Genomic DNA, 21,039 nt, shown 5'->3' on the forward strand with positions numbered 1-21,039 from the left:
TGGAGACACGCCATGGACGCCGACACGATACCGACGAAAAAGCCGGAGCCGACGACCGAAAACAATATTACGGCAAGTGAACGCGAGCGCGGCAGCCATCCCCTGCATCTGATGCAGGGGATGGAGGTAAAAGCCGCGCCCACGCTTGCTGACCCGGACGCCGAATCCTTTGTTTCTGAAGCGCTGGAGGATCTGGTCGCCTGCCACATACCATTTCTTCTGGCGGGAACATTTGCGATTAGCGCCTATACCGGCATTACCCGCCCCACCAAGGACCTGGATATCTTTTGCAAGGCAGGTGACTACGCCCGCATCCTCGCCCACTTCAAGGAGAAGGGTTACGAGATCGAGGTGGAGGACGACCGGTGGCTCGGCAAGATCAAGAAGGGCCGGCATTTCTGCGATGTCATCTTCGCCGCTTCCAACGGCACGATGCCGATCAGCGACAGCTGGTTCGAAAACGCCCGCCAGATCGAGATGAACGGCCACAAGGTGCGCATCATTGCACCGACCGAGCTGATCTGGTCGAAATGTTTCGTGCAGCTTCGCCATCGTTACGACGGCGGCGACGTGGTCCACATGATCCTGCGCGCTCATGACCAGATCGATTGGGAAAAGCTGCTCAACTACATGGAAGTTCATTGGGAGGTTCTGCTCATCCACCTCCTCAACTTCCGCTGGATCTACCCGACCGAGCGCGACAAGGTGCCTGACTGGTTGCTCGATGAACTGCTCGACCGTCTGAAGGCCCAGCGCGAACTTCCGCTGCCGCAGATGAAGATTTGCCGCGGTCGCATGTTCAGCCGCGTCGATTTCGAGATCGACGTTAAGGAATGGGGTTTTGCCGATGTCGGTGGCGAAGGTGATCTGCGCGAAGGCGTTGACGAGGAAACCAGAAAAGGAGGCCCGGCATGAGCAAGGCGCCCGATAACCATGACACCACCGCCCAGAAAAAGGCCGACGTCAAGCAGCGTGTCGCGGCAATGGGAGATCTTCATGTCAAGGAACATGGCTCTCCTTCATACAAGGAGCTTTTTGCGGAAATTTCGCAGGAGGCCGACATTCTCGTGCTGACCGGTGATCTGACCGATCTCGGCAAGCCGAAAGAGGCGGAGTTGCTTGCGGCTGACCTTCGCTCCTGCTCCATTCCGATGGTCGCCGTTTTGGGCAATCACGACTATGAATGCGGCCATGTGGATGAGGTGAAAGCGATCATCAAGGATGCCGGCGTGCATCTTCTCGAAGGCTCAGCGATCGAGATCAACGGCGTCGGTTTTGCTGGTGTCAAAGGCTTTGCCGGCGGTTTCGGCCGTTACATGCTCGGCTCCTTCGGCGAACCGGCGATCAAGGCGATGGTGGCGGAAAGCGTCGAGGAAACGATGCGGCTGGAAAACGCGCTGCGCCAGGTGAAGTCCGAACGTGCCTTGGTGGTGTTGCATTATGCGCCCATCCAGCAGACAGTCGAAGGCGAGCCGCCTGAAATCTTCCCCTTCCTCGGCTCTTCCCGCCTTGCCGAGACAATCGATCGCTTCCCGGTAACAGCCGTCGTTCACGGCCACGCCCATCGCGGCACCTACGAGGGCAAAACTCCCGGCGGTGCGCCGGTCTATAACGTCGCCTCCCACATAGAGAAGCCAACCGGTAAGGCGTATGCGCTGCTCGAGTTGTGAATGATTGATGCCGCACCCGCGATCCGGATCGGCGGCAGCCTCTCATCCGCCTGCCGGCAACCTCTCCCCGTTATGACGGGGATAAAGGCACAAGCTGCAGCTCTCCGTCCTCGCCAACACCGAGTGTGACACGTTCCCTCTCCCCGCATGCGGGAGAGGGTTAGGGTAAGGGGCAGCCGCCACCTGTAATCTCCAGACTACACCGAAAATCGCGCCCCCCTTACACCATCCATGGAACTGTAAGCCTCTTCACCCGTTTGCCGGTCTCGTTCACCAGCGAAGGACCGGATCGTATGACGGACTTGCATTCCGCCGAAGAGTTTCGAGTTTTTCCAAAGACTTGGGGAGCGGAATATGTCGCTCTCGGCGAAGTGCGTTTCCGGCTGTGGGCACCCGGCCAGAAGACGGTGAGCCTGCGCCTTCACGGTGAAGACACCGAAATGAGCACCAGCCGTGACGGCTGGTTCGAGATTCTCGCGACCGGTGTCTCTGCCGGCTCCGAATATAACTTCGTTCTCGCAGACGGCACCGTGGTTCCCGATCCCGCCTCCCGCGCCCAGAAGGATGACGTCAACGGCCCGTCGCTGGTCATCGACCCAACCAATTACGATTGGCAGGATACCGAGTGGACGGGCCGCCCCTGGGAAGAAACCGTCGTCTACGAACTGCATTTCGGCACGTTCACGCCGGAGGGCACATTCCATGCTGCGATCGACAAACTGCCTTATCTGGCCGATCTCGGCATCACGATGATCGAGGTCATGCCCCTCTCCCAGTTCGGGGGCAAACACGGTTGGGGTTACGATGGCGTCCTGCTTTACGCACCCCATTCGGCCTATGGCCCGCCGGAAGACTTCAAAGCCTTCGTTGATGCCGCCCACCGGCATGGCATTTCCGTTGTGCTCGATATCGTGCTCAACCACTTCGGCCCAGAAGGTAACTATTTGCCGCTTCTGGCACCCGACTTCTTTCACAAGGATCGCATGACACCCTGGGGCGCCGGCATCGCCTATGATGTCGATGCCGCCCGCCGCTATATCGCGGAGGCACCGCTCTACTGGCTGGAGGAGTATCATCTCGATGGCCTTCGCTTCGATGCAGTCGACCAGATCGAGGATCCGTCCGACAAACATGTCCTGATCGAGATCGCCGAGCGCATCCGCGCTGAGATTACCGACCGCCCGGTCCACCTGACAACCGAAGACTGCCGCAACGTCACCTTCCTGCATCCACGCGACGACGACGGTTCGGCACCACTTTTCACCGGGGAATGGAACGACGATTTTCACAACGCCGTGCATGTCTTCGCCACCGGCGAGACCCATGCCTATTACGGAGATTTCGCCGAGAGCCCGGAAACGCTTGTCGCCCGTTGCCTGGCGGAAGGCTTTGCCTATCAAGGCGAGGTCTCGCCCCAATCGGGCAAAAAGCGCGGTGTCGACAGCACCAGCCAGCCGCCTGTAGCCTTCGTCGATTTCATCCAGAACCACGACCAGACCGGCAACCGCGCGCAAGGCGAACGCCTGATCTCGCTTGCCGGCGACACGCGCACGAAAATTCTGCTCGCCAATCTTCTACTGTCGCCGCATATTCCGCTGATCTTCATGGGCGAGGAATATGGCGAGACCAACCCATTCCTGTTCTTCACCGATTTCCACGGCGATCTGGCAAAGGCCGTTCGCGATGGACGGGCAAGAGAATTCGAAGGCCATGCGGGTCACGGCGAAAAGGTGCCGGACCCGAACGCGAAAAAGACATTCGAAAGGTCAAAACTCGACTGGGAGAAACTTGGATCACCCAAAGGCCGGGAATGGTTCGAGTTCACCAGGGAACTGCTGAAACTTCGGCAGGAGATCATCGTCCCGTTGCTGGCAACCGCGAAAGGCGGCACCGGCAAGGTGATCGAGACCGGTACCGGATATCTAGCCGTCTCCTGGGATTACCCCAAGGGCAGGCTCGCGATCGCGCTCAACATCGGTGATGCAGCAAGACCGCTCCCCGAAATGCCAGGCAGACCGATCTATGCTTTTCCGAAGAAGGATCATCCGGAGCGCCTTAGCGAACTTTCCCACAATTCCATCATCGTCAGTTTCGAAAAAGCATGAGCCGCCGCATGATCCCGACCGCGACCTACCGCATCCAGTTCCGCAATGGCATGACCTTCGATCGCGCCGCAGCGCTCGTGCCTTATCTCAAGCGCCTGGGCATAAGTCATCTCTATGCCTCGCCGATCTTCACCGCCACGACCGGATCAACCCACGGTTATGACGTGACGGACGCCAACGAGATCGATCCGGCGATCGGCGGGCGCGAAGGTTTCGACCGCATGGTGGCGGCTCTGAAGCAGGAAGGCCTCGGCCTGATCCTCGACATTGTGCCGAACCATATGGCGGCGTCGCTGGAAAATCCCTGGTGGCGCGACGTCATCGAAAATGGAGAACAGAGCCGCTACGCCCGTCATTTCGATATCGACTGGTCACGCCGCCTCACCCTGCCCTTCCTTGGTGACACGTTCGAAGCGGTGCTTGAGGCAGGTGAAATCGCACTCAAACCTGACCCGAAGACGGGCAAACCGGCCCTCGCCTATTTCGAGACTTTCTACCCCCTGAGCCCGGAAACCTGCGCCGGCAGCGAAAAGGGAGTGCTGCAGATTGCAGACAAAGGCGTCATTGCCGATCTCCATGACCGGCAGCCCTATCGGCTGATGTCCTGGCGGGATGCATCACGCGATCTTTCCTATCGTCGATTTTTTGAGATCACCGGGCTCGCGGGTATCCGCGTCGAGGATGACGATGTCTTCGACGACACGCATCGCCTGATCCTTCAGCTGGTTCGCTCAGGCGCCGTCGATGGCCTGCGCATCGACCATATCGATGGACTTGCCGATCCCAAAGCCTATCTCGAACGCCTTCGACAGGAAGCAGGGCAGGACTGTTACATCACGGTCGAAAAGATCCTTGGCGAAGGAGAGGATCTTGCGCCCGACTGGCCTGTCTCCGGCACGACAGGATACGAGTTCATTGCGACCCTAAGCGACGCCCTTGTGGACGGCGAACGGTTACCCCAGCTTCATGCGGCTTATGCGGCATCGACCGGGGCGTCTCCGGACATGGCAGATGAGCTGCGCGCAGCCAAATTGCTGATGGTTGACAACAACTTCGCGGGCGAAGTTGCAACACTCGTGAAGCTTGCTGAATCAATACTTGAAGAACGGCCGGAGGCAGCCGCTATCGCATCGGGGGCCCTCAGGGCCGGGCTCAGGGAACTGCTGGTGGCCTTCCCCGTGTATCGCACCTACGGCACCGCCGATGGCATGCCCCCCGAAGGCCGTCAGATGCTGGAAAAGGTCGCAACCGATATCCGGCGTAGCAAGACGACAGCAGATCTTTCCGCCCTGCCGTTCCTGGCAAAGATCCTGAACGGCGACCTCGCGCCCCAGCTTTCACACAAGGCCTCGACATTCCGCACCCGCTTCCAGCAATTGACCGGGCCGTTGATGGCGAAGTCAGTGGAAGATACGCTCTTCTTCCGACACCACGCTTTGATTGCTCTCAATGAGGTCGGTGCTGAACCTCTGCCGCGAGAGTTTTCGCTGGACCGTTTCCACGAACAGATGATCGAGCGGCAGAAGCGCCAGCCGGATGCGCTTTCAGGCACCTCCACCCACGATACCAAGCGGGGCGAAGACGCTCGCGCACGGCTTTATGCATTGAGTGAAGCGCCGAAGATCTGGGCTGACGCAGTCGAACGTTGGCGACGGGCCAACAGTGCTTCCGTAACCCATCTTGACGACGGGCCAGCGCCGGAGCCCGCCGTGGAATGGATGCTGTATCAGGCATTGGCTGGCGTCTGGCCAGCCGACCTGACGCCGGATGACGCCATAGGCCTTGCCAAACTGGAGGAACGTTTTCAAACATATGCCGAAAAGGCAATCCGCGAGGCAAAGTTGCGAACCAATTGGGCGGATGGCAAAACGCATTACGAGGCAGCCGTTAAGAATTACATCCATGCGATGTTCTCACCCGAAAACGACGTCTTCCTCGTGGACTTCGCTTCTACTCTCCGCCCATTTTTCCGCGCTGGCAGCGTCAACTCAATTTCTCAGACAATTATCAAGCTGACGGCTCCCGGCGTGCCTGATGTCTATCAGGGCAGCGAGACCTGCGACCTGTCGCTGGTTGATCCTGACAACCGGCGCGAACCGGATTTCGAAAGCCTGTCGCAACAGTTTTCGGAAGCTGGAGAGCTCGATACATCCTCCGAAGAGGGATGGTTGAGCGGTCACTTCAAACAGCAGATTATCGGCAGGATATTGAAGCTCCGCCGGACCCTACCCGATCTCTTCCGTAACGGCGAGTATCTCCCGCTGGAAGTGAACGGCGTACGCGCGAAGAACATTGTCGCTTTAGCGCGGCATGATGATCGCAATGCCTTGCTCGTGGTGACACCACGCCATGTTCTGGAGGCATTGCAGGATCTGGCATCATCCCGCTCCGCCCACTGGGCCGCGACGCGTGTCGTATTACCGCTACCGCTTGCTGAACGGCGTTACCGGGATATTTTTTCGGGCCGTATCTTTGATTTTTCCCGTGATGCTTCGGTCAACTGGGCATTTGCCGATCATCCTTTCGCAGTCCTGCTGGCAGAATGAGACGCTGAAGATCGGACAAGAAGAAACCGCCGGACTTTTCAGCCCAGCGGTTTTCTGTCGCGCTAAATATTTGTGTCGGGCTTAACGAAGCCCGAAAAACGAAAGAATTGCGAGGACGATGACAACGGCTCCAACGAGCCAGACAATGCTGTTCATGATGTTCTCCTGATAGGTTTGAAACCGTAAAGCGACATGCTCCCGGTCACGCAAAACCGACAAGATTGAGAACCGCGATGACGATCACGACTGCTCCGACCAACCAAATGATACTGTTCATTACGTTCTCCTTTTGATGTCGCAAAAGTGAACGGTCGCAACCCCAAAAGGTTCCCGGATCCACACGCTGTCGGGCGTCATTTTCAGACGCACGCAAATGACGCAAAAAGTTATGGCCCATCCCGCCTCAAGCCCGAATTTCGATCGAGCTTTCCGTGCTCTGCCTTGTCAAAATATTGGTTGGACAGCAGCCAGCCCTTGAGCGGTCTGAGCGGCAGGATGCAGGTCAGAAGCAGAAACGGAAGCGAGGTGAAGAAATGGATCCAGAACGGAGGCTGGTATATTGCCTCGATCAGGACCGCCAGCGCCACGCTCGGCACGCAGGCAAAACATACCACGAAAAAAGCCGGCCCATCGGCAGGGTCGGCAAACCCGTAGTCCAGACCGCAGACCTCGCAATTCGGCTTCATCGAAAGGAAGCCATCGAATAAATGGCCCTGCCCGCAGCGCGGGCAGCGACCTCGTAACCCTGTATTAGACGGCGAAAGTGTCGGCCAGTGCGCTTCATGTCCCATGGATCCGGCTTCCTCTCGAAATTCATCTGAAGAATGCCTAGCGCTGAACATTAGCAATCATCAAGGTAGCAAGATGTAGCGCGTCAATCTGCCCATCTCAAAAGATGCACTCATCAAAAATGCAACCCTGATTGGGGGTTAATCCCAGATTCGCTCGCGCTTTACATACCGGTCAACGATCTTCAGGCTGCGATCAGGCTGGATCATATAGGTTTCATGCACCTCGCGACCCACCTGGTTGGTGAATTCATGCGAGAACGTGCTGCCGACAGGCGATTTGGTAAGCCTCGTGCGCGGCTGGCCGCCATAGGTGATGCTGCCGGGTATCGGAGCAAGGCCAGGCCCGCTGTTGAAGCTGTAGCCGACGGTGGTGGCAGAGGCAGAACAGCCCGCAAGAGCGAGCGCCAGAATGGATAAGACAAGAGCCGGTTTCATGGCATCATCCTTGAACGGGAGGATCGCCTGCGCGATCCCTTTCTTTGGTGATGATGATGAAATAGGGCTCTGCGAATAATTCCGCTACCCTTGCCGAAGATATCGGCTACATCTTTGAGCCAGCCATTCCAATGAAGCCAGCCCATTTAAGGAAGCATTCGTGAGAAGACCTGTTTCCGGCATGTCCGTTGCCGAGATGTCGATGCTGATTCACTCGGGCGTCATGAGCCCCGTAGAGATCGCCGAGGCCGTTTTCGATGCCATAGATCGCCACGCCGACAAATCCGTTTTCATATCGCTCTTCAGAGATCGCGCGATGGGCGAAGCATCGGCCGCTGCCAAGCGTGTCGCGGACGGCCGTTCACTCGGCTTGCTGGATGGCATCCCGATCGCCTGGAAGGACCTGTTCGACATCAAGGGACTGGCAACGACGGCAGGCTCCACGGTATTGTCGGCAAGAGCGCCGGCCACGAAGGATGCCGCGGTGGTCGATCTCGTGCGCCAGTCCGGCATGGTCGCGATCGGCCGAACCAACATGAGCGAATTCGCCTTTTCCGGCATCGGCATCAACCCGCATTACGGCACGCCGCATAACCCGAAAAGCACGGACGTGCCGCGCGTATCCGGCGGCTCGTCCTCCGGTTCCGCGGTCGCGGTTGCAGCAGGCCTCGTTCCGGTCGCGATCGGCACCGACACCGGCGGCTCGATCCGCATCCCAGCTGCCTTCAACGGCATCGTCGGCTACAAGGCGAGCCGCGGCCGTTATGCGATGGATGGTGTCTTCCCGCTGGCAAAGAGCCTCGATTGCCTCGGCCCGCTCTGCCGAACCGTCCAGGACGCCATCTGGGTTGATGTCGCCATGCGCGGCGCAACCCGGCCGGAGATCACCCGCGCCACGGACGCAAGCCTTGATATCGTCGTGCCGGAAAACGGCGTATTCGACGTTGCAGAGCCGGGCGTCATCGAAGCTTTCGAAGCAGCGCTTTTGCGCCTCGAAAAAGCCGGCGCCCGTATTCAGCGCATTCATATTCCGGCATTCGATGCCATTTCGGAGCTCGTCAAGGCTCGCGGCGCTCTCGTCACGGCGGAAGCCTTCGCCCTGCATCGCGAACGCTTGACGGGCGCCATTGCCGATCAGATCGACCCGCGCGTCGTTGCCCGCATCAAACTCGGTGAGAAAACGAGCATGGCGGATTACATCGACATACTCGATATCCGCCGCCGTCTGACCGTGGAAACAGAAGATCTACTCACCGGGCGCCTGGTGGCTTTCCCCTCAGTCGCCCATGTCGCGCCGGCAATCGATCCGCTGCTCGCCGATGACGACCTGTTCTTCGCTACAAACGGCAAGACCCTTCGCAATACCGGCTTTGGCAATTTCCTCGACTGGTGCGGCGTTTCCATTCCCTGCGGCACCGGCGATGCCGGAATGCCGGTCGGCTTGCTTCTCTCGGGCGTTGCCGGAGATGACGAAAAGCTGCTCACCGCAGCGCTTCGATACGAGGACGTCATCCGGGGATGATACGATCTGGAGGGGTAAGCCCCTCCAGCACATGCCTTACGCCAGATCTCCGGTCGCCTTCGCAGTCACAAACACATCATACCGGGTGCTTTTCCCGATGATCTGATGGCTGGGCTTGCGAATACCCGGCATCGGATCGGCGCGCAGGGGCCATTTCAGAACCACCCTTTTCTGCGCGTTTTCCAGTGCGACCTGCATCAGTTGCAGAGAATCCGGATCGTCGCCGACGATCTCGCGGATCAACCGCATCTCCTTCTTCACCAGCGCCGTTTTATCGCGCGGCGGGTGCATGGGATCGATGAGAATGATCTGAGGCTTTAGCTGCGGAATAAGCGCGCAGGAATCGCCGTGCAGCAGCGTCATCCGCGCAACCGTCTCCGCATGACGCCCGCCTTCCGCTTCTGCCCGTTTCAATCCTTCGGCAAGCAGCGCATGCATCGTCTCGGAGCGCTCAATCAGCGTCACGTTTGCGCCAAGCGATGCAAGGAGAAACGCATCGCGCCCAAGCCCTGCTGTCGCATCGACGACTTCCGGGGCCGTATTTCCGGAGAAGCCGACAGCCTTTGCCAATCCCTGTTTGCGCCCTTCGTTGGAGCGAAACCGGTGACCGACAGCCCCACCGACGAAATCGACAACCAGATCGGATTTTTCGAATTTCTGCACGATGGACCGATCTCAGAAAGGGGTTGGCGCCGTGAACGTCACGTCCGATCCGTCAGGCTTGCGGAAGCTCAGCTCTTCGGCATGGAGCATCAGACGGTCGGCAGCGGCCAGCGCCTCACCCTCCGCGTAAAACTCGTCGCCGAGAATAACATGGCCGAGTGCCTTCATATGCACCCGCAACTGATGGGTCCGCCCGGTCATCGGAAACAAGCGAAGCCGCGTCCTGTTCTCGCCATGCCCGATAACCTGCCATCGCGTCAGCGCAGGCTTGCCATGTTCATGATCCACACGGTGACGAGGCTTGTTGTCGGGATCTATCGCGAGAGGCAGATCGATTACCCCCTCCTCGCCCTCGACCCTGCCCCAGACTTCCGCGACATAGGACTTTTTAGTCTCCCGCGCCTCAAACTGCGCTGCGACAAACGCATGTGCCTTGCGGTTCAGCGACATCAGCACGATGCCGGACGTATCCTTGTCGAGCCGATGGACGATCAGCGCTTTGGGAAACTCTTTCTGCACCCGCGTCAAAAGACTGTCGCTCAGCGCCGGATGACGGCCGGGAACGGAAAGAAGACCACTCGGCTTGTCGCAGACCAGAAAATCCCGGTCACGGTGCAGGATGGTCAGATAGGGATCAAGCGGCGGATGATAGATCGGAGAGACATCGGAAAGCGCAGTCGTCACGATGGAGCCATCCGGGAAATGCGAGCTGTAAAATCAAAAGCTTACAGCTTGGAGAAAATTGGTAGCGGGGGGCGGAATTGAACCGCCGACCTCAGGGTTATGAATCCTGCGCTCTCACCAACTGAGCTACCCAGCCACACCAACGAAGCTGCTTTTAAAGCATCCGCTTCGAGGAATGAGCGGCTTATAAAGGCAGGCCGCGAACCTTGTCAAGCATATGACAGGAGAAAAACAAAGGAGTTTCAAACCTCCGTTTTCATCCAGTTCCCTGCCCTTGAGAAGTAGGGAACTCTTGGAGATCAGGCAGCAACCGGCTGTGCAAGAAGTTGCTTCAGCGAAGCTTCCGCCTCTTCCGCACGCTCCGAGCGTTCGATGAAACCACCGCCATAAACCCGCGCATCGGCACCGGGTGCCGAATAAAGAACGCAGGCCTGGCCCGGTGCAACACCCGCTTCGCCGATCGATAGATCGACATAGACACCGCGCTCATCCACATGCAGCGTGGCCGGTGTCGGCGGGCGGGTGGAACGAACCTTGGCGAAACACGCGAAGCCTTCGCGCGCATCGCTTTCGAGTGACGAATCGCCAAGCCAGTTCATATCGCGCAGATAGACGCGATGCGTATCGAGCGCTTCCTTCGGTCCGACGATGACACGACGCGAACGGGCATCGAGATAGACGACATAAAGCGGCTCGCCCGTGGCAACGCCCAAGCCCTTACGCTGACCGATCGTGTAATGAACGATCCCCTCGTGACGACCGAGCACGCGCCCGTCCATATGCACGATGTCGCCGGCGAGCGCCGCGTTCGGCTTAACTTTGTTGATGATGTCGGCATATTTGCCGGCGGGCACGAAACAGATGTCCTGGCTGTCGGCCTTCTTGGCAACGACGAGCCCCATCACTTCAGCAAGCTCGCGCACCTGTGCCTTCGACATGCCGCCAAGCGGAAATCGCAGATAGTCGATCTGCTCCTGGGTCGTCGCAAACAGGAACCAGCTCTGGTCGCGATCGCTGTCGATTGGGCGATAGAGCGCGCGACGGTTCGGGTTATCTGCAGTCGGATTGGCGGACGAGCGGATATAGTGGCCGGTCGCCAGCGCATCGGCACCGAGTTCCTGAGCGGTTGCCAGAAGATCGGCAAACTTGACCGTCTGGTTGCAGGCAACGCAGGGAACCGGCGTCTCGCCCATGGCATAGGCCTCGGCAAACGGATTGATCACGGTCTCGCGGAACCGCTTTTCGTAGTCGAGCACATAATGCGGAATACCCAGCGTTTCGCAGACGCGGCGTGCATCGTCGATATCCTGGCCGGCGCAACACGAACCGGCGCGGTGAACCGCAGCCCCATGATCGTAAAGCTGCAGCGTGATGCCTAGAACATCATAGCCCTGTTGTTTCAGAAGCCCGGCCACGACAGAGGAATCCACGCCGCCCGACATGGCGACGACCACGCGCGTATCTTCCGGCTTCTTGTCAAAATCCAGCGTATTCACGGGACAACTCTCGCTGCAATATCCAAAAGCGCCGCATCCATCAGCGGCACGTTGCGCCCGAGGCGGGATCGGCCGCCTGCCGGGCAATGTCGACCGGATATAGAAACTATTCTTTCCGCATGCAAGCACCAGCGAATCAGGACTGTAATGCAGCCTGATGAGCGGCATGCACGGGGGCAACGCCATTGCCGTCCAGCGGCCGGTCGGTCCGCATCTTGGGCAGTGCCTGCGGATATTCCCGTTGGATGAACTCAATAAGCTTTTCGCGCACCTCGCAGCGGATATCGAAGACCTTTGGCGCACTGCTGGCAGAGGCGAGAATACGGATTTCCATGACGTTTTCCCGAAAATCCGTCACCTGAACCGCCACGACCTTCCTGTCCCAGAGTTTAGAGGCAGCCGTGATCTCCTCTACCTTTGAACGGATAACAGGGACCGGGATCGTGTAATCGAGATAGATCATCACGGTCCCAATCAGCGCCGAGCTTTCACGCGTCCAGTTCTGGAAAGGGTTCTCGATGAAATAGGAGAGCGGCAGGATCATCCGCCGCCAGTCCCACAGCTTGACCACGACATAGGTCGAGGTGATCTCCTCGACATTGCCCCACTCGCCTTCGACGATCAGCGCATCGTCGATACGGATCGGCTGGGTAATCGCAAGCTGGATGCCGGCAAAGATGTTCTTCAACATCGGCTGCAGCGCGAGACCGAGAACGATACCGGCGACACCGGCCGACGCCAGCACGCTGACACCATATTGTTGCACCGCCGGGAAGGTCATCAGCATGGCGGCGATCGTCAGCACGATAATCATAGCTCCTGCAATACGCTCCGCGATACGTGACTGGGTCACGTGGGTGCGTGCAAGCAGATTGTCTTCCGCATCCAGTTTGAAACGGCGCAGATAAACGGTCATCCAGATATGCAATGCCGCCTTTGCCGACCAGCCGACAACGAGGATGAAGGCGATCAGAAGGAGATGCCGGATAATTTCGGCAGGGCGCGCGGCAAGTGGCGCGACCGTGGCGGCAAAGGATAGCGTGGCCGTGAGGATGGCAAGCCTGAGCGGCCGAGTTCCCCTGGACACAAGAGAACGCCAGAACAGATCCTTATTCTCGACCAAGCGTGTTAGAATCCGGAATGCCAGCCGATGCATGGCAAGGCCGATCGCGATGGCGGCAGCCAGCACACCGAGGCTCACCATCCAGTTCGGCAACCAATCTGTATATTGGCGAAACTCTGCGATAAACTGGTTCATCGGAGTTCAGTTAGGGTGCAGCGCAACATAGAAAAGTGCGGCCGCAAAAATATCATCTTTCTCCGACTTCATGCCGCAATTGGGGTGAGGAGCGTTTCATGAACGAACAATTTGTTCCTTTCGATCTGACTCGCTTCGTCGAGGCGCAGGCATCCATCTATAATCAGGTGATCGCGGAGCTGCGCGACGGACAGAAGCGCAGCCATTGGATGTGGTATATATTCCCGCAAATCACCGGCTTGGGCGTATCTGCCACATCGCAGCGCTTCGCTATACGCTCGCGGGCGGAAGCCATCGCCTATCTCGAACATCCCCTGCTCGGCTGGCGGCTCGGCGAATGTACGGCAGCCATGCTCGGGCATGAAGGGCGCAGCGCAGGTGATATCCTCGGCGCGACGGATGATATGAAATTCAGAAGTTCGATGACGCTCTTTCATCTGGTCAGCGAAAAGGGCTCGCCTTACGAGCGAGCCCTTCATATCTTTTACCAGGGTGAGCACGACGGCAGGACCGCCGAACTCCTCAAACTTTAGGCACCGGTTTTAAGCAGCGGACTGGATTGCAGAAAGCTTCCAATCATTGGCCGGCTTGCGCACGAAGGTCCAGACTTCCACCGTTTCGGTGATTTCGTTCGGATTGCCTTCGGCAACTTCGCCCGTGTTGCGGTCGCGCAGGAAGTCGATCGAGGAATAGCGCATTGCGACGGTCGCATATTCCTGGCCGTTTTCGCGCCATGCCTCGGCAAGGTCACCCTGCAGCAGGGTCACGTCGCGAACCTCGTTCTTCACGCCATTGGTTGCGTTTTCACCCAACTCTTCGGCAAGGTAGGACATCGCTTCCGGCGTCGTGAGGTCACGAAGCTTGGCATAGTTTTCGTCGGCATAAGCACCCTGCACCTCGGTCAGCAGCTTTTCGAACTGGCTGAGGTCGCGATTGGTGATGCCAACTTCATCCGTATCCGGACCAGCCTGGCGCTGAACAGCCTGCTGGCCGCCACCGAAAGCTGCGGCCCCCGCGCCAGAACCGATCTTCGGGATCTGGAAACCGCCCTGGTTCTGCTGCGGTGCCTCATAGGCATTGTTCTGGCTCCGCCCGAAACCGTCCTTGCCACCATTGCCGCCATCGCCATAAGCGCGGGCATTAGCGGCCGGGCCGGCAGCCTGCTGCTGCTGACGACGGGCGAAGAAACGGAAGGCCAGCATGGCGAGACCAGCGATCAGCGCGATCTGTAACAGCATGCCGAAGAAGCCTGCCATTCCACCGAAACCACCACCCATCAGCATGCCGAACAGGCCGCCGAGAGCGAGACCACCCAGAATGCCGCCGAACATACCGCCGAACATGCCGGGGCGACGCTGCTGCTGAGCTGCCTGCGCGCCCATGCCGTTAGCTGGGCTTGCCGCATTCTGCTGCGTATTCGGGGTCATCGAGCGGTTGATGCCGCCTGCTGCACCCGGAGCCGTATTCGTGGCCGGCGGTGCCGCAAAGGTACGCGTACCACGGCTGCCGAAGCTGGAACCACCGCCGGCGCGACGCGCTTCCGCGAAATCGACGGCTGTTAGCGAAACTGCCATTCCGATCGCTGCGATCGCGAAGAGTTTCTGGAAACGCCGAAGCTTGAACAACATCAATTTCTCCTCTGGCCGCCCTATGCGGTCCGTGACCCTGATATGGGGAGCCGTGGCGCAGTTTTCAGTAGCCTGTCCACTTTTTCCCGCTTTAGTAGTTACAAAAGTTCAGGACGAGAGCCAATTGACGGAAATACAACCAAGGGGCGTTTTTAGCAGTAAAGTGATCACATAATCGTCAGACGAAACAAAACGGGCCCGGCGCTTATCGCACCAGACCCGTTCTGCATCTTCCTTGGGAGGAAAAGGCAGGGCAATACGCCCCACCGAATGATGGCTTACTCGACGTTGAACACCAGCGGGCGAGCCTGGCGGATTGCCGGGTTTGCCGTCAGCTGCGCAAGCACATCTTCCGAAACCGGTGCATCGACATAAAGCAGCGCGATGGCATCACCGGCTTCCTTCTCGCGACCGAGCTGGAAGTTGGCGATGTTGACGCCGGCATTACCAAGCGTCGTGCCCATGAAGCCGATCATGCCGGGAACGTCGGTGTTGGAGATGTAGACCATGTTGGCGCCGACATCGGCGTCCATGTTGATACCCTTGATCTGGATGAAGCGCGGCTTGCCATCCGAGAACACGGTGCCGGCAACCGAACGGGTCTGCTTGTCGGTCTTGACCGTCAGCTTGATGTAACCGTCGTAAACGCCGGTCTTGTCACGCTTGACTTCGGAAAGGACGATTCCCTTTTCCTTGATCATGATCGGGGCAGAAACCATGTTGACGTCGGCCACCTGATTGCGGATCAGGCCGGCCAGCAAGGCAGACGTCAATGCGCGCGTATTCATGTTGGCCGTCTGGCCATCGAACAGAATTTCGATTTCCTTGATCGGATCATCCGAAACCTGGCCGACGAAGGCACCGAGAACGTCGGCGAGACGAATGAACGGCTTCAGGATCGGCGCTTCTTCGGCGGTGATCGACGGCATGTTGATGGCGTTCGATACTGCACCCTTGACGAGGTAATCCGACATCTGTTCGGCGACCTGAAGGGCAACGTTCTCCTGCGCTTCCGTGGTCGAAGCACCAAGATGCGGCGTGCAGACGACGTTCGGCAGGCCGAAGAGCGGGCTCTCGGTGGCAGGCTCGACCTCGAACACGTCAAAACCGGCACCGGCGACATGACCGGACTTGATGGCTTCGGCAAGCGCTGCCTCATCGACGAGACCGCCGCGGGCGCAGTTGATGATGCGAACGCCGGGCTTCGTCTTTGCGAGATTTTCCTTGCCAAGAATGCCGCGGGTCTTGTCGGTCATCGGCACATGCAGTGTGATGAAGTCGGCACGCGGCAGCAGTTCGTCCAGTTCCACTTTCTCGACGCCCATTTCCTGTGCACGCTCGGCAGACAGGAAGGGGTCATAGGCAATGACGTTCATGCCAAGGCCAATGGCCTTCTTGCAGACGATGCCGCCGATATTGCCGGCGCCGATGACGCCGAGCGTCTTGCCGGTGATTTCGACACCCATGAACTTCGACTTTTCCCACTTGCCGGCCTGGGTCGATGCGTCGGCCTGCGGCAGCTGGCGGGCAACGGCGAACATCAACGCGATGGCATGTTCCGCCGTCGTGATCGAGTTGCCGAACGGGGTGTTCATGACGATGATACCGCGCTTGGAAGCGGCCGGGATATCGACGTTGTCGACGCCTATACCGGCGCGGCCGATGACCTTCAGATTGGTCGCAGCCGCGATCAGCTTCTCGGTCGCCTTGGTGGCCGAGCGGATGGCGAGACCATCGTAGTTGCCGATGATCTCGGCCAGCTTATCCTTGTCCTTGCCGAGCTTCGGCTGAAAATCGACTTCAACACCGCGATCGCGGAAAATCTGGACGGCGGTTTCCGACAGTTCGTCGGATACGAGTACGCGAGGTGCCATGGTCTGGGCTCCTGATAAAGGGTTCAGTCTCTGAATGCGGGATGAAACGGTGCCGCTATAGCGACACCGGAAATCGGCTCAGGCAGCGGCCTTGGAAAGTGTGGCCTTCTGCGTTTCGAACGCGTAGGCCAGCCACGGCATCAGGGCCTTCATGTCGGCCTCTTCGATCGTGGCGCCGGCCCAGATGCGAAGACCGGACGGAGCGTCTCGGTAAGCGCCGACGTCGAGAGCGACGCCTTCCTTTTCGAGGATCGAGGTCACGCCCTTGGCGAATGCGGCCTGCGCGTCGGCGTCGAGAGCAGCGACTTCGGCATCGACGATCTTCAGGCAGACGGAGGTGTTGGAGCGTGTCTCCTCGACCTGCGCCAGATTGGCGATCCAGTCGTTTGCCTTGACGAAGTCGAAGATAACCTTGGCGTTTGCATCCGCACGGGCGATCAGCCCCTTAAGACCACCGACCGTCTTTGCCCAGTTGAGCGCATCAATATAATCCTCGACGCAGAGCATCGACGGCGTGTTGATCGTTTCGCCCTTGAAGATGCCTTCGGAAAGCTTGCCGCCCGAGGTCATGCGGAAAATTTTCGGCAACGGCCAGGCCGGGACATAAGTCGTCAGGCGTTCGACAGCGCGCGGCGACAGAATGATCATGCCGTGACCGCCCTCACCGCCGAGAACCTTCTGCCAGGAGAAGGTGACGACGTCGAGCTTGGCGAAATCCAGATCCTGCGCAAAGGCGGCAGAGGTGGCGTCGCAGATGGTCAGGCCCTTGCGATCTGCCGGAATGAAGTCGGCGTTCGGAACGCGGACGCCGGACGTCGTGCCGTTCCAGGTAAAGACGACGTCACGGTCGAAATCGACTTCATTGAGGTTCGGAAGGAGACCGTAATCGGCCTCGAACTTGCGAACATCCTTGAGCTTCAGCTGCTTGACGACATCTGTGACCCAGCCGGCACCAAAGCTTTCCCAGGCAAGTATGTCGACGCCGCGCTCGCCGAGCAGCGACCAGAGCGCCATTTCGACGGCACCGGTATCGGATGCAGGAACGATGCCAATGCGGTAATCCGCTGGTACGTTCAGAATTTCGCGGGTGAGATTGATGGCCTGTGCCAGCTTGTCCTTGCCAACCTTGGCGCGGTGCGAACGACCGAGCGGGGCATCGGAAAGCGCTTCAAGCGACCAACCAGGACGCTTGGCGCAAGGGCCAGAAGAAAAATGAGTATTATCCGGACGCACATCCGGCTTCGCGGCGACATTGGCCATATAGATACCCTTCCAGGTAATTAGCCTCTCGTTGGGGAGAGGTGTCCCGCCGTCGTGGATATATTTCCCTGCTTTCACAGTCAAGCGGGTCGTTTCGTCGCTTGAAGAAAATCTTCGTCGCAAATGCCGTGATCACATCGACAGGCAGGCAAAAACGCAAAAAGCCGCCCGAAGGCGGCTTTGGCAACATGCGCTGATCTTACTTGTAGACGATCGGCTGAGGTTCAGGCTCGTAAGTCGCCTGTTCACAATTGTTGTTGAACATGTAGCGGGCGCCGACGCGGGCTTCGTGACTGTAGATGCCCTTGTCGCGGCCTGGACCGCCTGAATTGGCGTAACCGAACATGTTGCCGCCGTCGATGTAACGGAAGCGATAGCCAACATCCGCCTTGAGATTACAGGTGACGTCGATCGTGGCACCTGCCATCAGGGCAGCGGTCGCACGCCATTTACCCTTGCCATCGTGATCCGACGAGGGATCGCAATCCGTCGGGTCGGTGACCGAGCAGGAGGTGTTCCGCAGCTTGTCCCACTTCACGTATGAAGCGCCGAAGCCAGCACCGACATATGGCGTGAAATAGGCGTAGGTGCCGAGATCGACATAGACGTTGGCCATCAGGCTGTAGGCCGAGAAGGATGAACGATCGTCCGAGACGCAATTGCCCGGGATCGTGCCGCAGCCGCCGGAAGTCGAACCGCGGAAATCGGTCTTCGACAGGTAGTCGAGCGTCAGGTCGGTGCGGAGATAGTTGTTGATCTGGTAACCGACGCCGCCGCCGATCAGGAAGCTGTCATCGATATCAGTGGAATCGAAATCCACCTCGTTTGCCGAGGAACCGCCCTGGTAGAAGTTGGCGCCACGCAGCCGGTTGAACGAATATCCCACATCGCCGCGCAGATACCAGCCGCTCGCTTCCTGCACCGTGACTTCCGGTGCGTCCATGAGCGGCGCAGGCTGGGGCTGGTAGAGATCTGCCGACTGGGCAACGCCAGCCGACAGCATGGCGGCAGCAACCGTCGCTGCAAGGCGCATCTTCATGTTCGCTTCTCCAAGCTTCATCATGCATGGCGTGCCACCTGCACGACCACCTTATTTGGCATGGAGAATGAATGATAAAGGTTAAGCCCCACTTAACCATAGAAGTTTACCGATATGCTTCGTTACGCGACAGAAGCGTTACTTGGCGCTTCACGCAAAGTTCAGCATCCCAGTGATGGAGCCGATGTTCTTTTCCGGCGTTGACATGCTCAACACGAAAGGACCGGCCTTGAAGCATTTGAAAGACGATGCGGGCAAATCGATCGTAAACACAGTCGATGTCCCCCGCCCCATCGCCGAGCATGGCGCCATCGGAAATATGCGCACGATCGCGCTCGTCGCCAAGGATTGCACGATCGATTACCTGTGCTGGCCGAATCTTGACAGCCCGAGCGTCTTCGCCTCCCTGCTTGATCCGGAAAAGGGCGGCGCATTCGAACTGACACCGCAGATCGAGGGCGCCCGTCGCCTGCAGATGTATGTCCCGGAAAGCAATGTCCTTCTGACCCGCTGGCTCGGCACGAGCAACAGTGCCGAGATCGTCGACTTCATGCCGCTGCCGCACAGCCCGGATGAGCCTTCATCACTCGTGAGGCGCGTCACCGTCACGCGAGGAAAGGTCGCGTTCAAACTGAAGTGCTGGCCGCGATTCGACTACGCCCGAAGCACGCCGAAGGTGAAGACCGGAAAAGGCCATATCTTCTTTCATTGCGACGACTTCACCCTCCGTCTGTCGGGTGCGGTAGATTTCCATGCCAGGCAAGGAGCCGCGTTTGCGGAGTTTACCTTGCAGGGTGGGGAAACCATCGACTTCACGCTGGATGGTGATGAAACACGCCATACTGCGAATACGGAAGCGATCGACGCTCTCCTTGAGGAGACGACCGGCTACTGGCAGGGATGGGCTAAGAAATCGACCTATCGCGGCCGCTGGCGCTCATCCGTCACCCGGTCTGCTCTCGCGTTGAAGATGCTGACCTCGGCCGAATACGGCTCCATCGCCGCGGCAGGAACCTTCGGCTTGCCGGAGGCTCCGGGCGGCGAGCGTAATTGGGATTACCGCGCCACATGGATCCGCGACGCTTCCTTCTCGATCTACGCCCTGATGCGGCTCGGCTACCTGGATGAAGCCAATGCCTTCGGCCGCTGGATCAGCGAACGGACCGACCGCTCCGACGGCAATGTACAGATCATGTATAATCTCGACGGCTCAAGGGTCGCACGTGAAGAATCACTGGATCATCTCTCCGGATATGGAGGTGCCAGACCCGTCAGGATCGGCAATGACGCCGCCGGCCAGGTGCAGCTCGATATCTACGGTGAACTGCTCGACTCCATCTATATCAGCAACAAATATGGCGGCTCCATCTCGCACGAGAACTGGCTGAACGTCCGCAACGTCGTCGATCATGTCTGCGAGGTCTGGCAGGAACCCGATGCTGGAATATGGGAAGCGCGCAGTGAACCGCAGGAACACCTGCATTCCCGGCTTATGTGTTGGGTCGCCGTCGATCGCGCTTTGCGCCTTGCACAGAAACGTTCGCTTGCCGCTCCTTTCGGCAAGTGGATCGAGGCCCGCAATGCGATTACAGAAGACATCTGGGCGAACTTCTGGAACGAAAAGCATGGTCACTTTGTCCATGCCAAAGGCGGCGAGGAACTGGATGCCTCGATGCTGATGATGCCGCTTGTCCGCTTCATTAGCGCCACCGATCCCAAATGGCTGGCGACGCTCGACGCGATCTCCCGCGAACTCGCCGATGACAGCCTCGTCATGCGCTACAAATGGCAGGATGCACTGGAAGGGCGAGAAGGTTTTTTCGGCGCGTGTTCATTCTGGTTTGTCGAATGCCTGGCCCGTGCTGGCAGACTGCAGGAAGCCGAGATCAATATGGAAAAGCTGCTGCTCTTCGGCAATCACCTGCAGCTTTATGCCGAAGAATTCGATCCGCGCGGGGAGTTCCTCGGAAACTTCCCCCAGGCCCTCACCCATCTCGCCCTGATCAGCGCCGCCTTTTATCTCGACGGCGCTCTGGATGGAAAATTCAGGGAATGGCGCCCTTAAGCG

At 58.7% G+C, this 21,039-nt stretch carries 17 protein-coding genes and 1 tRNA gene; 7 read left to right on the forward strand and 11 right to left on the reverse strand.

Features of this window, described 5'->3' with window-relative positions; genetic code table 11:
• The first annotated feature begins 120 nt into the window (after positions 1 to 120).
• From JZX87_RS00580 to treY, 4 genes are all read left to right on the forward strand, one after another.
• Positions 121 to 915: a nucleotidyltransferase family protein gene (locus JZX87_RS00580; protein ID WP_148145950.1), complete on the forward strand. Its 795-nt coding sequence runs from the start codon at positions 121 to 123 to the stop codon at positions 913 to 915.
• Positions 912 to 1,670 carry a metallophosphoesterase family protein gene (locus JZX87_RS00585; RefSeq protein ID WP_206822983.1) on the forward strand — a complete coding sequence of 253 codons (759 nt, stop codon included), beginning with the start codon at positions 912 to 914 and terminating at the stop codon, positions 1,668 to 1,670. Before JZX87_RS00580 ends, JZX87_RS00585 begins: the two co-directional genes overlap by 4 nt.
• A gap of 293 nt (positions 1,671 to 1,963) precedes the next feature.
• Entirely contained in the window at positions 1,964 to 3,775 is a 1,812-nt protein-coding gene (treZ, locus tag JZX87_RS00590; protein WP_206822985.1) for a malto-oligosyltrehalose trehalohydrolase, read from the forward strand.
• Positions 3,772 to 6,321 (forward strand): malto-oligosyltrehalose synthase, encoded by a 2,550-nt coding sequence (treY, locus tag JZX87_RS00595; RefSeq protein WP_286193983.1) that lies wholly within the window; start codon positions 3,772 to 3,774, stop codon positions 6,319 to 6,321. Before treZ ends, treY begins: the two co-directional genes overlap by 4 nt.
• 386 nt (positions 6,322 to 6,707) lie before the next feature.
• Here the strand turns inward: treY and JZX87_RS00600 are convergent, their stop codons facing one another.
• Together JZX87_RS00600 and JZX87_RS00605 are read right to left on the reverse strand one after the other, a co-directional pair.
• Positions 6,708 to 7,112, reverse strand: a complete 405-nt coding sequence (locus JZX87_RS00600; protein WP_148145866.1) for a DUF983 domain-containing protein — start codon at positions 7,110 to 7,112, stop codon at positions 6,708 to 6,710.
• Between the two features lie 138 nt (positions 7,113 to 7,250).
• Positions 7,251 to 7,547, reverse strand: a complete 297-nt coding sequence (locus JZX87_RS00605) for a hypothetical protein (protein ID WP_183821157.1) — start codon at positions 7,545 to 7,547, stop codon at positions 7,251 to 7,253.
• Positions 7,548 to 7,707: 160 nt separating this feature from the next.
• Between JZX87_RS00605 and JZX87_RS00610 the strand changes: the two genes are divergently transcribed.
• Positions 7,708 to 9,069 carry an amidase gene (locus JZX87_RS00610; RefSeq protein ID WP_394353618.1) on the forward strand — a complete coding sequence of 454 codons (1,362 nt, stop codon included), beginning with the start codon at positions 7,708 to 7,710 and terminating at the stop codon, positions 9,067 to 9,069.
• Between the two features lie 36 nt (positions 9,070 to 9,105).
• Here the strand turns inward: JZX87_RS00610 and JZX87_RS00615 are convergent, their stop codons facing one another.
• From JZX87_RS00615 to JZX87_RS00635, 5 genes are all read right to left on the reverse strand, one after another.
• Positions 9,106 to 9,732 (reverse strand): class I SAM-dependent methyltransferase, encoded by a 627-nt coding sequence (locus tag JZX87_RS00615; RefSeq protein WP_394353619.1) that lies wholly within the window; start codon positions 9,730 to 9,732, stop codon positions 9,106 to 9,108.
• A 12-nt stretch (positions 9,733 to 9,744) separates the two neighbouring features.
• Entirely contained in the window at positions 9,745 to 10,416 is a 672-nt protein-coding gene (locus JZX87_RS00620; RefSeq protein WP_148145871.1) for a pseudouridine synthase, read from the reverse strand.
• A 59-nt stretch (positions 10,417 to 10,475) separates the two neighbouring features.
• Positions 10,476 to 10,552: transfer RNA gene (locus JZX87_RS00625), tRNA-Met, on the reverse strand.
• 163 nt (positions 10,553 to 10,715) lie between these two features.
• Positions 10,716 to 11,912 (reverse strand): tRNA 2-thiouridine(34) synthase MnmA, encoded by a 1,197-nt coding sequence (mnmA, locus tag JZX87_RS00630; RefSeq protein WP_206822987.1) that lies wholly within the window; start codon positions 11,910 to 11,912, stop codon positions 10,716 to 10,718.
• A 136-nt stretch (positions 11,913 to 12,048) separates the two neighbouring features.
• Positions 12,049 to 13,170 carry a mechanosensitive ion channel family protein gene (locus JZX87_RS00635; protein WP_206822994.1) on the reverse strand — a complete coding sequence of 374 codons (1,122 nt, stop codon included), beginning with the start codon at positions 13,168 to 13,170 and terminating at the stop codon, positions 12,049 to 12,051.
• A gap of 98 nt (positions 13,171 to 13,268) precedes the next feature.
• On the opposite strand from JZX87_RS00635, the gene JZX87_RS00640 reads away from it, so the two are divergent.
• Entirely contained in the window at positions 13,269 to 13,703 is a 435-nt protein-coding gene (locus tag JZX87_RS00640) for a DUF1810 domain-containing protein (protein ID WP_206822996.1), read from the forward strand.
• Positions 13,704 to 13,712: 9 nt separating this feature from the next.
• Here JZX87_RS00640 and JZX87_RS00645 read toward each other — a convergent pair whose 3' ends face one another.
• From JZX87_RS00645 to JZX87_RS00660, 4 genes are all read right to left on the reverse strand, one after another.
• Positions 13,713 to 14,798, reverse strand: a complete 1,086-nt coding sequence (locus JZX87_RS00645) for a Tim44 domain-containing protein (RefSeq protein ID WP_206822998.1) — start codon at positions 14,796 to 14,798, stop codon at positions 13,713 to 13,715.
• A gap of 278 nt (positions 14,799 to 15,076) precedes the next feature.
• Positions 15,077 to 16,672: a phosphoglycerate dehydrogenase gene (gene serA, locus JZX87_RS00650; protein WP_183990322.1), complete on the reverse strand. Its 1,596-nt coding sequence runs from the start codon at positions 16,670 to 16,672 to the stop codon at positions 15,077 to 15,079.
• A gap of 78 nt (positions 16,673 to 16,750) precedes the next feature.
• Positions 16,751 to 17,932 (reverse strand): phosphoserine transaminase, encoded by a 1,182-nt coding sequence (locus tag JZX87_RS00655; RefSeq protein WP_206823856.1) that lies wholly within the window; start codon positions 17,930 to 17,932, stop codon positions 16,751 to 16,753.
• 199 nt (positions 17,933 to 18,131) lie between these two features.
• On the reverse strand, positions 18,132 to 18,971 hold the full coding sequence (locus JZX87_RS00660) for an outer membrane protein (RefSeq protein ID WP_206822999.1): 840 nt from the start codon (positions 18,969 to 18,971) through the stop codon (positions 18,132 to 18,134).
• A gap of 142 nt (positions 18,972 to 19,113) precedes the next feature.
• Between JZX87_RS00660 and JZX87_RS00665 the strand changes: the two genes are divergently transcribed.
• Positions 19,114 to 21,036 carry a glycoside hydrolase family 15 protein gene (locus tag JZX87_RS00665; protein ID WP_286193984.1) on the forward strand — a complete coding sequence of 641 codons (1,923 nt, stop codon included), beginning with the start codon at positions 19,114 to 19,116 and terminating at the stop codon, positions 21,034 to 21,036.
• Positions 21,037 to 21,039 lie beyond the last annotated feature (3 nt).

The sequence above is a fragment of the Agrobacterium sp. Ap1 genome (genome assembly GCF_017313375.1).
In the GTDB taxonomy this organism is placed as follows: Bacteria; Pseudomonadota; Alphaproteobacteria; order Rhizobiales; family Rhizobiaceae; genus Neorhizobium; species Neorhizobium cellulosilyticum.

What these genes read in the sequence shown, in the direction of transcription:
- JZX87_RS00600 (WP_148145866.1), bottom strand. Translation starts at nt 7,112, where the DNA reads ATGGGACATGAAGCGCACTGGCCGACACTTTCGCCGTCTAATACAGGG.
- JZX87_RS00655 (WP_206823856.1), bottom strand. Translation starts at nt 17,932, where the DNA reads ATGGCCAATGTCGCCGCGAAGCCGGATGTGCGTCCGGATAATACTCAT.
- serA (WP_183990322.1), bottom strand. Translation starts at nt 16,672, where the DNA reads ATGGCACCTCGCGTACTCGTATCCGACGAACTGTCGGAAACCGCCGTC.
- JZX87_RS00605 (WP_183821157.1), bottom strand. Translation starts at nt 7,547, where the DNA reads ATGAAACCGGCTCTTGTCTTATCCATTCTGGCGCTCGCTCTTGCGGGC.
- JZX87_RS00585 (WP_206822983.1), top strand. Translation starts at nt 912, where the DNA reads ATGAGCAAGGCGCCCGATAACCATGACACCACCGCCCAGAAAAAGGCC.
- JZX87_RS00640 (WP_206822996.1), top strand. Translation starts at nt 13,269, where the DNA reads ATGAACGAACAATTTGTTCCTTTCGATCTGACTCGCTTCGTCGAGGCG.
- treY (WP_286193983.1), top strand. Translation starts at nt 3,772, where the DNA reads ATGAGCCGCCGCATGATCCCGACCGCGACCTACCGCATCCAGTTCCGC.
- JZX87_RS00635 (WP_206822994.1), bottom strand. Translation starts at nt 13,170, where the DNA reads ATGAACCAGTTTATCGCAGAGTTTCGCCAATATACAGATTGGTTGCCG.
- JZX87_RS00660 (WP_206822999.1), bottom strand. Translation starts at nt 18,971, where the DNA reads ATGAAGATGCGCCTTGCAGCGACGGTTGCTGCCGCCATGCTGTCGGCT.
- JZX87_RS00580 (WP_148145950.1), top strand. Translation starts at nt 121, where the DNA reads ATGGAGGTAAAAGCCGCGCCCACGCTTGCTGACCCGGACGCCGAATCC.
- JZX87_RS00645 (WP_206822998.1), bottom strand. Translation starts at nt 14,798, where the DNA reads ATGTTGTTCAAGCTTCGGCGTTTCCAGAAACTCTTCGCGATCGCAGCG.
- treZ (WP_206822985.1), top strand. Translation starts at nt 1,964, where the DNA reads ATGACGGACTTGCATTCCGCCGAAGAGTTTCGAGTTTTTCCAAAGACT.